This is a genomic window from Enterobacter sp. FB, assembly GCF_000805795.1.
GTDB classification, from domain to species: Bacteria; Pseudomonadota; Gammaproteobacteria; order Enterobacterales; family Enterobacteriaceae; genus Enterobacter; species Enterobacter roggenkampii.
Genome location: NZ_JSZC01000014.1, coordinates 139,074 through 151,385 on the forward strand (window position 1 = coordinate 139,074; position 12,312 = coordinate 151,385).

Genomic DNA, 12,312 nt, shown 5'->3' on the forward strand with positions numbered 1-12,312 from the left:
GCGTTGCCATGTCGGATGACGGCGACGCCTTATCCGACCTACGCACAGGCCCGGTAAGCGCACCGCCACCGGGTGCCAGGGATAGAACCTTATTTCAGTATAAGGGGTTAAGCGTAAGAAAGAGACAAGGCACCCATGAGGTGCCCTGTTTGTTGTAAGGAAAAGTGACGTTAGTCTGCGTCGTAGCCTAAATTCGGTGCCAGCCAGCGCTCTACTTCTGACACGCTCATGCCTTTGCGCAGGGCGTAATCTTCAATCTGATCGCGCTGAAGCTGCGCCACGGCGAAGTACTTGCTGTCCGGGTGGCTGAAGTACCAGCCGGAGACGGATGCGCCCGGCCACATGGCGTACGACTCGGTGAGCTTCATCCCGGTATGGGCTTCGACGTCCAGCAGTTGCCAGATCGTGCCCTTTTCGGTGTGTTCCGGACAGGCCGAGTAGCCCGGCGCCGGACGAATCCCCTGGTAGTTTTCGCGGATCAACTCCTCGTTGCTGAGGTTTTCGTTCGCCGCGTAGCCCCAGTGCACCTTACGCACGCGCTCGTGCAGGTACTCGGCGAAGGCTTCCGCCAGGCGGTCGGCGATCGCTTTCACCATGATTTTATTGTAATCATCGTGCTGCGCTTCGAACGCGTCCGCCAGCGCATCTTCTTCCAGACCGCCGGTTACCGCAAAGGCGCCAATATAGTCGGCTTTACCGCTCAGCTTCGGCGCGACAAAATCGGCCAGGCAGTAGTTGGCAAAGCCCACTTTCTCGGTTTGCTGGCGCAGATGGCGGCTGACTGCCAGCACGTGAGTGCGGGTTTCATCGCGGTAAATTTCGATGTCGTCACCCACGCGGTTGGCCGGGAACAGCCCCACCACGCCGCGTGGGTTGAGGGTTTTCTCCGCGCTCAGCCTGTCGAGCATGTCGTTGGCATCGTTAAACAGGCGTTTCGCCTCCTCGCCCACCACCTCATCTTCCAGAATGCGCGGATATTTGCCCGCGAGCGACCAGGTCATAAAGAACGGCGTCCAGTCGATGTAGTTACGCAGCGTTTCGATGCTGGCACTGACCTCCTGAACGCCCAGGCGATGCGCGACCGGCGGCGTATAGCTCGACCAGTCAAACGCCAGATCGTTATCGCGCGCCGCCTGGAGTGAAACTGGCGGGGTGCGCGGTTTCTTGCGCCCGTGCTGGATGCGAACGGTTTCGTACTCTTTGCGGGTGCGCTCAACAAACTCGTCGCGCTGGGTGTCAGAGAGCAGCGCGGAGACCACGCCCACCGTGCGCGAGGCGTTCTGCACGTAGACCGTCGGCCCGCTGTAGTTCTGCTCGATTTTCACCGCCGTGTGCGCCTTGGAGGTGGTCGCGCCGCCAATCAGCAGCGGAATGGTGAAGCCCTGACGCTCCATCTCCTTCGCCACGTTAACCATCTCGTCCAGCGACGGGGTGATCAGCCCGGAGAGGCCAATCAGGTCGGCATTCACTTCGCGCGCGGTCTTGAGGATTTTATCCGCCGGGACCATCACGCCAAGGTCGATAATCTCGTAGTTATTGCACTGCAGCACCACGCCGACGATGTTCTTGCCGATGTCGTGCACGTCGCCCTTCACGGTGGCGATGACCATTTTGCCGTTGCTGGAGCCTTTCTCTTTGCTGGCTTCGATAAACGGCTCCAGGTACGCCACGGCCTGCTTCATTACGCGCGCGGATTTCACCACCTGCGGCAGGAACATTTTGCCCTCGCCGAACAGATCGCCGACCACGTTCATGCCGTCCATCAGCGGGCCTTCAATGACCTCAATCGGGCGGGCTGCCTGCTGGCGCGCCTCTTCGGTGTCCTGCTCGATAAACTCGGTGATGCCTTTTACCAGCGAATATTCCAGACGTTTTTTCACGTCCCAGGCGCGCCACTCGGCCTGCTGAACGTTGGCTGCGTCATCCGACTTGCTGCCGCGGTATTTTTCTGCCAGGTCAAGCAGCCGCTCGGTCGCGTCGTCGCGGCGGTTGAGGATCACGTCTTCCACCGCGTCGCGCAGCTCGGCGGGCAGGTCGTCATAAATTGCCAGCTGTCCGGCGTTGACAATCCCCATGTCCATCCCGTTGCGGATGGCGTAGTAGAGGAATACGGCGTGAATCGCTTCACGCACCGGGTCGTTACCGCGGAACGAGAACGAGACGTTCGACACGCCGCCAGAGATGAGGGCATGCGGCAGTTCGCGCTTGATGTCCTCGCACGCGCCGATAAAGTCCTGGGCGTAGTTGTTGTGCTCTTCGATGCCGGTCGCCACGGCGAAGATGTTCGGGTCAAAGATGATGTCTTCCGGCGGGAAGCCTACCTCTTCGGTCAGTATTTTGTACGCGCGGCGGCAAATCTCAATTTTACGCGCGCGAGTGTCGGCCTGGCCCACTTCATCAAAAGCCATCACCACCACCGCAGCACCGTAGCGGCGGACCTGCTTCGCGTGGTGGATGAAGACATCCACGCCCTCTTTCATCGAGATGGAGTTGACGATGCCTTTACCCTGAATGCACTTCAGCCCCTTCTCGATCACCTCCCATTTGGAGGAGTCGATCATGATCGGCACGCGGGCGATGTCCGGCTCACCGGCGATCAGGTTGAGGAAACGCACCATCGCCGCTTCGGCGTCGAGCATCCCCTCATCCATGTTGATATCGATAATCTGCGCGCCGCTCTCCACCTGCTGGCGGGCAACGTCCAGCGCTTCGCTGTACTTCTCTTCTTTGATCAGACGCTTGAACTTCGCGGAGCCGGTGACGTTTGTACGCTCACCCACGTTCACAAACAGGCTGTCTTCGCCGATGGTTAACGGCTCAAGGCCGGAGAGGCGACAGGCAACCGGCAGCTCGGGCAGCTTGCGCGGCGGCAGTCCGGCCACGGCGTTGCTCATGGCGGCGATGTGCTCCGGCGTGGTGCCGCAGCAGCCGCCGACGATGTTCAGAAATCCAGACTCGGCCCACTCGCGGATTTGTGCCGCCATGGTGTCGGCATCCAGATCGTATTCACCGAAGGCGTTCGGCAGACCGGCGTTCGGGTGCGCGGTAACGTAGCATTCCGCAATGCGCGACAGCTCCTGCACGTACTGGCGCAGCTCGTCCGGGCCCAGCGCGCAGTTCAGGCCGAAGGAGAGCGCGTCGGCGTGGCGCAGGGAGTTATAAAACGCTTCGGTGGTCTGGCCGGACAGGGTACGGCCGGAGGCATCGGTGATGGTGCCGGAAATCATGATCGGCAGGTCAACGCCCAGCGCCTCGAACTCCTCTTTCACCGCGTAAATCGCGGCCTTGGCGTTGAGAGTGTCGAATACCGTTTCAATCAGGATCAGATCGGAACCGCCTTCCACCAGCGCTCTGGTCGATTCACGGTAGGCAACAACCAGCTGGTCAAAGGTGATATTACGAAACGCCGGGTCGTTGACGTCCGGTGAAATCGACGCGGTGCGGTTGGTTGGGCCAAGCACCCCGGCAACGTAGCGCGGCTTGTCCGGCGTGCGGGCCGTCCACTCGTCGGCGCAGGCGCGCGCAAGCTTTGCGGCTTCAAAGTTGATCTCCGCCGACAGGGATTCCATCTGGTAATCCGCCATGGCGATGGTTGTCGAGTTAAAGGTGTTGGTTTCAACGATATCCGCACCCGCTTCGAAGTAAGCGTTGTGAATATCCTTGATCACGGACGGCTTGCTGAGCACCAGCAGGTCGTTGTTCCCTTTCAGGTCGCAGGGCCAGTCAGCGAAGCGTTCGCCGCGGAAATCGCCTTCGCTCAGACGATAGCCCTGGATCATGGTGCCCATGCCGCCGTCCAGCACCAGAATTCGTTCATTTAACTGCGCACGCAGTTGCTCTACTTTGCTGCTCACACTTGCTCCCGACAACGCTCAACAAGGCCAAAAGGCTGCGTTCCATACTGGCACAATCTCGCAGGGTGGAAAAGTCGCTCAGCGGTAACATGAGACATGTTCACTATCACTCCTCCGATCAGTCAGGATAACGGTTGCAAATTCACCAAATAAAACGAAAATGATTTCCACGATACAGAAAAAGGAGATCGTCATGGTCGCGACCGTTCCCGCTAAACGCGGCAGAAAACCTGCTGCCACCACCGCTGCCGCACAACAGGGTGGACAGGTTCAATCGCTCACGCGCGGTCTGAAGCTGCTGGAGTGGATAGCCGAGTCGCACAGCAGCGTGGCCCTGACGGAGCTGGCCCAGCAGGCTGGCCTGCCGAACTCCACGACGCACCGCCTGCTGACCACCATGCAGCAGCTGGGCTTTGTCCGCCAGGTAGGCGAGCTGGGGCACTGGGCGGTGGGCGCGCATGCGTTTATCGTGGGCAGCAGCTTCCTGCAGAGCCGCAACCTGCTGGCGATTGTGCACCCGATTCTGCGCAAATTGATGGAAGAGTCGGGCGAGACCGTGAATCTGGCCGTGCTCGACCAGAGCGACCATCAGGCGATTATCATCGACCAGGTGCAATGCACGCAGCTGATGCGCATGTCCGCGCCGATTGGCGGCAAGCTGCCGATGCATGCCTCAGGGGCGGGTAAAGCGTTCCTCTCGCAGCTGACCGAGGAGCAGGTGACGGGGCTGCTGCACCGTAAAGGACTGCATGCCTATACCCACGCCACGCTGGTTTCGCCGGTGCATCTGAAAGAAGACCTGGCCCTGACCCGCAAGCGCGGCTATTCGTTTGACGACGAGGAGCACGCCCTCGGCCTGCGCTGTATCGCAGCCTGCATTTTTGACGAGCACCGCGAGCCGTTTGCCGCCATCTCTATTTCCGGGCCGATTTCGCGTATGACCGACGATCGGGTCACTGAGTTGGGTGCGCTGGTGATTAAGGCGGCGAAAGAGGTCACGCTGGCGTACGGTGGGATTCGTTAAGCATGCATTGCCGGGTGGCGGCTTCGCCTTACCCGGCCTACATGATGCCCTCTGAAAACCGGATGCAAAACCGCTGCTTGCGGCGGTAAGCGTACACATCTTCCACGTGCCCGTTTTTGATCCGCGTTTGCAGTCCCCGCCAGTAGCTGGCGCGGAACAGATCGGCATGCATCTCTTCGAATAGCGGCCCAATGCGCGGATCGGCGCAGAGCCAGTGTCGAAACTCTTCGGGAAACACATCGCCCGGCGAAACGCTGTACCACGGCTCGCTGGAAAGCTCATCTTCCGGGTAGCGGGGCGGTGGGATATCGCGGAAGTTCACCTCGGTCATGTAGCAAATTTCGTCGTAATCGTAGAACACCACCCGACCGTGACGGGTGACGCCGAAGTTTTTGAACAGCATATCGCCCGGGAAGATATTGGCGGCGGCAAGCTGGCGAATCGCGTTGCCGTATTCTTCAATCGCATCTCTTAAAGCCTGACCGTCGGACTGCTCCAGCCAGATATTCAGCGGCACCATGCGTCGTTCAATGTAGAGATGGCTGATCGCGATTTTGTCGCCAAGATCGGTGATTTTGGCGGGTGCTTCCTGCAGTAAAAGCGCCATGAGCGCCGGATCGATCTGCTGCTTATCCAGCACAAAGTTTTCGAACTCCTGGGTATCCGCCATGCGCCCAACGCGGTCGTGCTCCTTAACCAGCTGGTAGCAGGCGCGGACGTGCGCGGCGGTCATCTCTTTCTGCGGCGCGAATCTGTCCTTAATCACCTTAAAGACCCGGTCGAAGCCCGGCAGCGTAAACACCAGCATCACCATGCCGCGAATGCCGGGCGCTTCGATGAACTGCTCATCGGCCGTGGTGACATAGCGCAGGTACTCCCGGTAGCTTTCCGTTTTAGCGTGCTTCTGGCAGCCAATGGCCATATACAGCTCGGCCGTGGTTTTACCCGGCAGGATCTCGCGCAGCCACTCCACCAGCGCGGCGGGCAGCGGAGCGTACACCATAAAATAGGAACGGGCGAAGCCAAACACGATGCTGGCCTCGGCGCTGGTAGTCAGGCAGGTATCAACAAACAGTTCCCCGTCGTCGGTACGATGAATGGGCAGCAGAAACGGCACAATGGCCGTCGGCGTAACCAGTTTGCCCACCAGCCAGGCGGCTTTATTGCGGTAGAAAAGCTCGTTGGCCACCTGCAAATGGCTGTGGCTGAGCACCTCCGCGCCGAATGCTTCTTTGAGATGGGCGTGGATATACCCGATATCCCGGGCTTTATTCTCCCAGGGCAGACGCAGCGGCAAATCCGTCAGCACGCGGTGCAGGAGCTTTTCCCAACCGTGCTCGGGAAAGAAATCTTTCGCCAGCGGACGCGGAATGGTACGAAAGCGCCGCTCGGGCTGGGAGCTAAAGATAAATAACCGCTCAGGAGATAATGAGCGGTGGTCAAATAACCGGCAATAGACGGAGTTGAAAAAACTCTCCGCAATCTCGAAGCGCGGGTAGTCGGGTAACAGATGGGTGTAATGCTCTTTTACGCGCAGTAAAAATTCCGCGTCCGGACTTTTACCGTCGGTAATACAGCGCAGCTGCTCCACCACCAGACCCACGTGGTGGTCATAAAGATGGATACGCTGCTTCATGGCCTGCTGAACCGCATGCCAGTCTGCGTGTTCGAAGCGCTGCTGGGCGCCGGAGGTTACTTCCAGAAAACGACCATACTGGGCATCGAAGCCCTGCAAAATAGTTTGGGCAATCAGTAATTCCAGGCCACGCGACATATATTCCCCCTCACCACCAACCCTCTCCCCAGGGGGGAGAGGGGGAAAAGATTAGAACTGTGCTTCTTCCGTTGAACCCGTTAAGGCGGTGACGGAGGAGGTGCCGCCCTGAATAATCGTGGTCACATTATCAAAGTAGCCGGTGCCCACCTCCTGCTGGTGTGAGACGAAGGTGTAACCATCTTTCCCCGCCGCAAATTCCGGCTGCTGCACCTTCTCAACGTAGTGCTTCATGCCCTCACCCTGCGCATAGGCGTGCGCCAGGTCGAACATGTTGAACCACATGCTGTGGATGCCTGCCAGCGTAATGAACTGGTATTTATAGCCCATGTCGGACAGCTGCTGCTGGAAGCTGGCGATGGTTTTGTCATCCAGCTTTTTCTGCCAGTTGAAGGACGGCGAGCAGTTGTAGGCCAGCAGTTTGCCCGGGTACTTCGCATGAATGGCGTCGGCAAAGCGTTTTGCCAGCGCCAGATCCGGCGTAGAGGTTTCACACCAGACCAGGTCCGCGTACGGCGCGTACGCCAGACCGCGGCTGATCGCCTGCTCAATGCCCGCATGGGTGCGATAGAACCCTTCGCTGGTGCGCTCGCCGGTGATGAACTCGCTGTCGTACGGATCGCAGTCAGAGGTGATCAGGTCAGCCGCGTCCGCATCGGTACGGGCAATGACCAGCGTTGGCACGCCGAGCACGTCAGCAGCCAGACGCGCGGCAACCAGCTTCTGCACGGCTTCCTGAGTCGGAACGAGCACCTTACCGCCCATGTGTCCGCACTTCTTCACTGACGCCAGCTGATCTTCGAAGTGAACGGCCGCTGCACCGGCCTCAATCATCGATTTCATCAGCTCGAAGGCGTTCAGCACGCCGCCGAAGCCCGCTTCCGCATCTGCAACGATCGGCAGGAAATAGTCAATAAAGCGCGGATCGTTAGGTTCGATGCCCGCCGCCCACTGGATCTGATCTGCACGACGGAAGGTGTTGTTGATCCGATCCACGACCGACGGCACGGAGTTAGCCGGATAGAGCGACTGATCCGGGTACATGCTGGAGGCCAGGTTGGCGTCCGCCGCGACCTGCCAGCCGGAGAGGTAGATAGCCTCAATACCGGCCTTCGCCTGCTGCAGCGCCTGACCGCCGGTCAGCGCACCGAGGCTGTTGATGTAGCCCTTTTTAGAGCCACCGTGCAGCAGCTTCCACATTTTCGCCGCGCCATTTTGCGCCAGCGTGCATTCCGGATTGACCGAGCCGCGTAATTTCACCACGTCTTCCGCGCTGTACGGGCGGCGGATGCCTTCCCAGCGAGGTTGTGTCCACTCTTTCTTTAATTCTTCGATTTGTTGGGTACGGGTTTTCATGTGCAGATGCTCCATATTGTTATGTGGTGAGTTACGCCAGGAAGCGGTAGCCCGGCAGGGTCAGGAAGTCGATTAATTCATCTGATGTGGTGATTTGCTCCATCAGGCGCGCAGCGTCGTCAAAGCGTCCGCTGCTGAAGCGGTGTTCGCCCAGTTCGTCCTGGATCACCCGCATCTCTTCGGCCAGCATCTGGCGGAACAGGGTCTTGGTCACCGGTTTGCCGTTGCTAAGCGTTTTTTGATGGTGGATCCACTGCCAGATAGAGGTACGTGAGATCTCCGCCGTCGCAGCATCTTCCATCAGGCCGTAGATCGGCACGCAGCCGTTGCCGGAGATCCACGCTTCGATGTACTGCACCGCGACGCGAATGTTGGCCCGCATCCCCTCTTCCGTCCGTTCGCCCGCGCACGGCGCCAGCAGCTGTTCTTCTGCGATTGGTGCATCATCTTCACGGGTGACAAACAGCTGGTTTTTGTTGTCGCCGAGCACGCGGTTAAAGACCTCCATCGCCGTATCGGCCAAACCCGGATGGGCGATCCACGTCCCGTCGTGGCCGTTACGTGCTTCAAGCTCTTTGTCGGCTTTCACCTTGTTGAGCACCTGATTGTTGCGCTCTGCGTCTTTGCTCGGGATAAAAGCCGCCATGCCGCCCATCGCAAAGGCGCCGCGCTTGTGGCAGGTTTTGATCAGCAGACGCGAATAGGCGCTCAGGAACGGTTTGTCCATGGTGACAACCTGACGATCGGGGAGCACGCGATCGGGATAATTTTTCAGGGTTTTGATGTAGCTGAAAATATAGTCCCAGCGTCCACAGTTCAGACCGACAATGTGGTCGCGCAGCGCATGCAGGATTTCATGCATCTGGAATACGGCGGGCAGCGTTTCAATCAGCAGCGTGGCTTTGATGGTGCCGCGCGGCAGGTTGAAACGATCTTCCGCATAGCTGAAGACCTCGCTCCACCAGGCCGCTTCCTGCCAGGCCTGCGTTTTAGGCAGGTAGAAATACGGGCCGCTGCCCTTAGCCAGCAGGGCTTTGTAGTTGTGGAAGAAATAGAGCGCAAAATCAAACAGGCTTCCCGGAATGGCTTCTCCACGCCAGGTGACATGTTTTTCTGGCAGGTGCAGGCCGCGCACGCGACAGATCAGCACCGCCGGGTTCGGTTTGAGCTGGTAAATTTTGCCGGCTTCGTTGGTATAGCTGATGGTGCCGTTCACGGCGTCGCGCAGGTTGATCTGCCCCTCGATGACCTTACGCCAGTCCGGCGCCAGCGAGTCTTCAAAATCGGCCATAAAGACTTTAACGTTGGCGTTCATGGCGTTGATCACCATTTTGCGTTCTACCGGACCGGTGATCTCAACGCGACGATCCTGTAAATCTTCAGGGATGCCGCGGATTTTCCACTCACCACGACGAATGGAAGCAGTTTCCGAAATAAAACCAGGCAACTTGCCGTTATCAATTTCCTGCTGCTGATGAATACGTGCCGCCAGCAGCTTATTGCGCTGCGGCGTAAAGCGGGTCACCAGTTCAGTCAGAAATTCTACCGCTTCTGCCGTTAATACTTGCTGTTCTTGCTCGCCATACGGCTGGGTAAAGGCCAGTTCATCGACCGTTGTTGCCTGTTGAGTCATTACTCTGCTCCTCATCAAAGATCCAAAATCACGCTCCCGATGCGAACGAAAGATCGTTGGGTAGTTTTCGCTCAGCAGAATTAAGACTATCTCTATTTTTTCTAAAATCAAAAACAATTTCCATTTTAATTATTAATTATGATTAATTGATTGATTTCATTGAGATTAAAGTTGGATCGAACGGTGAGTGGCATTTCGGAAATAAAAAAGGCACCCGAAGGTGCCTGATTTGAATAGCTGAAACGCTTTAGGATCGTTTAGTGCAGACGATTACTCCAGAGTTGGATTCATGTGACGCAGATCGTATGGTGTTATCTGGTAGACGTAATAGTTGAGCCAGTTAGTAAAAAGCAAATTCCCGTGGCTGCGCCAGGTCGCTCTCGGTTTGTTTTGCGGATCGTCTTTCGGGAAATAGTTGTACGGGACATCCGGGTTCAGACCCGCTTCGACATCACGGAAATACTCTGACGCAAGGGTGTGCGGATCGTACTCAGGATGTCCGGTCACAAAGGCAATGCGCTTATCTTTACTGGCAAACAGGTAAGCGTCCCCATCTTCCGTTTCGGCCAGGATCTCCAGATCGGTGTAATCACGAATCAGCTGGGCCGGGAAGTCAGCGTAGCGAGAATGCGGAGCCAGGAAAGAATCATCAAACCCGCGCGTCAGCAACGCATGGGGATGGAGAATATGGTGTTCGTATACGCCGGAGAGCTTTTCAGTGCGGGTTTGCTTGGGGATGCCATACAGAATATTCAGTGCGGCTTGTACCGCCCAACAGACAAACAGCGTGGACGTGACGTGATCTTTTGCCCATTCCAGCACCTGTTTGATCTGCGGCCAGTAAGCGACATCGTTAAATTCCACCAGACCGAGCGGGGCGCCGGTCACAATCAATCCATCAAAATTTTCACCCTGAATGTCATCAAAGTTGCAGTAGAAGTTGTTCAGGTGCTCAGAAGGCGTGTTGCGAGACTCACGGGCGTCGATCCGCAGCAGCTGAATATCAACCTGCAGCGGGGAGTTCGACAGCAGACGCAGGAACTGGTTTTCTGTTTCGATCTTTTTGGGCATCAGATTGAGAATAAGCACCTTCAGCGGGCGAATTTCCTGACCTGTCGCACGTGAAGTCGTCATCACAAAGACATTCTCTTCACGCAAGAAATTGACGGCTGGTAGCTCGTCCTGCACCCGAATCGGCATAGCTTTATATCCTCACAACATACGTATAAACGTTTAGACATCCAGACAGCTAACGATACCCAGAAATGATCGGAATGTCGAGTCTGCAAGGTGAAGGTGAGAAAGTTTCAGGGAGAGGGAGAGGAAGAAAAACAAAAGCAAAAAACCCCGCACCTTCCGGTACGGGGTTCTTCTAATTGATGCCTGGCAGTTCCCTACTCTCACATGGGGAGACCCCACACTACCATCGGCGCTACGGCGTTTCACTTCTGAGTTCGGCATGGGGTCAGGTGGGACCACCGCGCTAAAGCCGCCAGGCAAATTCTGTTAATCTGTATCAAAGCTGAAATTTGATTATCTGTCTCTTCGCCAAAACATCTTCGGCGTTGTAAGGTTAAGCCTCACGGTTCATTAGTATCGGTTAGCTCAACGCATCGCTGCGCTTACACACCCGACCTATCAACGTCGTCGTCTTCAACGTTCCTTCAGGAGACTTAAAGTCTCAGGGAGAACTCATCTCGGGGCAAGTTTCGTGCTTAGATGCTTTCAGCACTTATCTTTTCCGCATTTAGCTACCGGGCAGTGCCATTGGCATGACAACCCGAACACCAGTGATGCGTCCACTCCGGTCCTCTCGTACTAGGAGCAGCCCCCCTCAATTCTCCAGCGCCCACGGCAGATAGGGACCGAACTGTCTCACGACGTTCTAAACCCAGCTCGCGTACCACTTTAAATGGCGAACAGCCATACCCTTGGGACCTACTTCAGCCCCAGGATGTGATGAGCCGACATCGAGGTGCCAAACACCGCCGTCGATATGAACTCTTGGGCGGTATCAGCCTGTTATCCCCGGAGTACCTTTTATCCGTTGAGCGATGGCCCTTCCATTCAGAACCACCGGATCACTATGACCTGCTTTCGCACCTGCTCGAGCCGTCACTCTCGCAGTCAAGCTAGCTTATGCCATTGCACTAACCTCCTGATGTCCGACCAGGATTAGCTAACCTTCGTGCTCCTCCGTTACTCTTTGGGAGGAGACCGCCCCAGTCAAACTACCCACCAGACACTGTCCGCAACCCGGATCACGGGTCTACGTTAGAACACCAGCCATTAAAGGGTGGTATTTCAAGGACGGCTCCATGCAGACTGGCGTCCACACTTCAAAGCCTCCCACCTATCCTACACATCAAGGACCAGTGTTCAGTGTCAAGCTATAGTAAAGGTTCACGGGGTCTTTCCGTCTTGCCGCGGGTACACTGCATCTTCACAGCGAGTTCAATTTCACTGAGTCTCGGGTGGAGACAGCCTGGCCATCATTACGCCATTCGTGCAGTCGGAACTTACCCGACAAGAATTTCGCTACCTTAGGACCGTTATAGTTACGGCCGCCGTTTACCGGGGCTTCGATCAAGAGCTTCGCGTTGCCGCTAACCCCATCAATTAACCTTCCGGCACCGGCAGGCGTCACACCGTATACGTCCACTTTCGTGTT

6 protein-coding genes and 2 rRNA genes are annotated in these 12,312 nt (G+C 57.0%); 1 reads left to right on the forward strand and 7 read right to left on the reverse strand.

All coding sequences use genetic code 11. From position 1 onward, the window contains the following. Nucleotides 1–170: 170 nt before the first annotated feature. Nucleotides 171–3,854, reverse strand: coding sequence for a methionine synthase (metH, locus tag PI91_RS20440; RefSeq protein WP_039266997.1), 3,684 nt, complete (start codon nt 3,852–3,854; stop codon nt 171–173). Nucleotides 3,855–4,047: 193 nt separating this feature from the next. Between metH and iclR the strand changes: the two genes are divergently transcribed. Further along, nucleotides 4,048–4,878, forward strand: a complete 831-nt coding sequence (gene iclR / locus PI91_RS20445) for a glyoxylate bypass operon transcriptional repressor IclR (protein WP_023293555.1) — start codon at nt 4,048–4,050, stop codon at nt 4,876–4,878. 37 nt (nt 4,879–4,915) lie between these two features. On the opposite strand, the gene aceK is transcribed toward iclR, so the two are convergent. From aceK to PI91_RS20475, 6 genes are all read right to left on the reverse strand, one after another. Beyond that, nucleotides 4,916–6,652, reverse strand: coding sequence for a bifunctional isocitrate dehydrogenase kinase/phosphatase (gene aceK, locus PI91_RS20450; RefSeq protein ID WP_021242715.1), 1,737 nt, complete (start codon nt 6,650–6,652; stop codon nt 4,916–4,918). A 51-nt stretch (nt 6,653–6,703) separates the two neighbouring features. Then, on the reverse strand, nt 6,704–8,008 hold the full coding sequence (gene aceA, locus PI91_RS20455; protein WP_008503407.1) for an isocitrate lyase: 1,305 nt from the start codon (nt 8,006–8,008) through the stop codon (nt 6,704–6,706). Nucleotides 8,009–8,039: 31 nt separating this feature from the next. Continuing rightward, nucleotides 8,040–9,641, reverse strand: coding sequence for a malate synthase A (aceB, locus tag PI91_RS20460; protein ID WP_039266998.1), 1,602 nt, complete (start codon nt 9,639–9,641; stop codon nt 8,040–8,042). A gap of 270 nt (nt 9,642–9,911) precedes the next feature. Continuing rightward, nucleotides 9,912–10,841 (reverse strand): homoserine O-succinyltransferase, encoded by a 930-nt coding sequence (gene metA / locus PI91_RS20465; protein ID WP_008503405.1) that lies wholly within the window; start codon nt 10,839–10,841, stop codon nt 9,912–9,914. A 181-nt stretch (nt 10,842–11,022) separates the two neighbouring features. Then, nucleotides 11,023–11,138: ribosomal RNA gene (gene rrf / locus PI91_RS20470) — 5S ribosomal RNA — on the reverse strand. Nucleotides 11,139–11,210: 72 nt separating this feature from the next. Beyond that, nucleotides 11,211–12,312: ribosomal RNA gene (locus tag PI91_RS20475) — 23S ribosomal RNA — on the reverse strand; the annotation flags it as partial.

What these genes read in the sequence shown, in the direction of transcription:
- iclR (WP_023293555.1), top strand. Translation starts at nt 4,048, where the DNA reads ATGGTCGCGACCGTTCCCGCTAAACGCGGCAGAAAACCTGCTGCCACC.
- aceK (WP_021242715.1), bottom strand. Translation starts at nt 6,652, where the DNA reads ATGTCGCGTGGCCTGGAATTACTGATTGCCCAAACTATTTTGCAGGGC.
- aceA (WP_008503407.1), bottom strand. Translation starts at nt 8,008, where the DNA reads ATGAAAACCCGTACCCAACAAATCGAAGAATTAAAGAAAGAGTGGACA.
- aceB (WP_039266998.1), bottom strand. Translation starts at nt 9,641, where the DNA reads ATGACTCAACAGGCAACAACGGTCGATGAACTGGCCTTTACCCAGCCG.
- metA (WP_008503405.1), bottom strand. Translation starts at nt 10,841, where the DNA reads ATGCCGATTCGGGTGCAGGACGAGCTACCAGCCGTCAATTTCTTGCGT.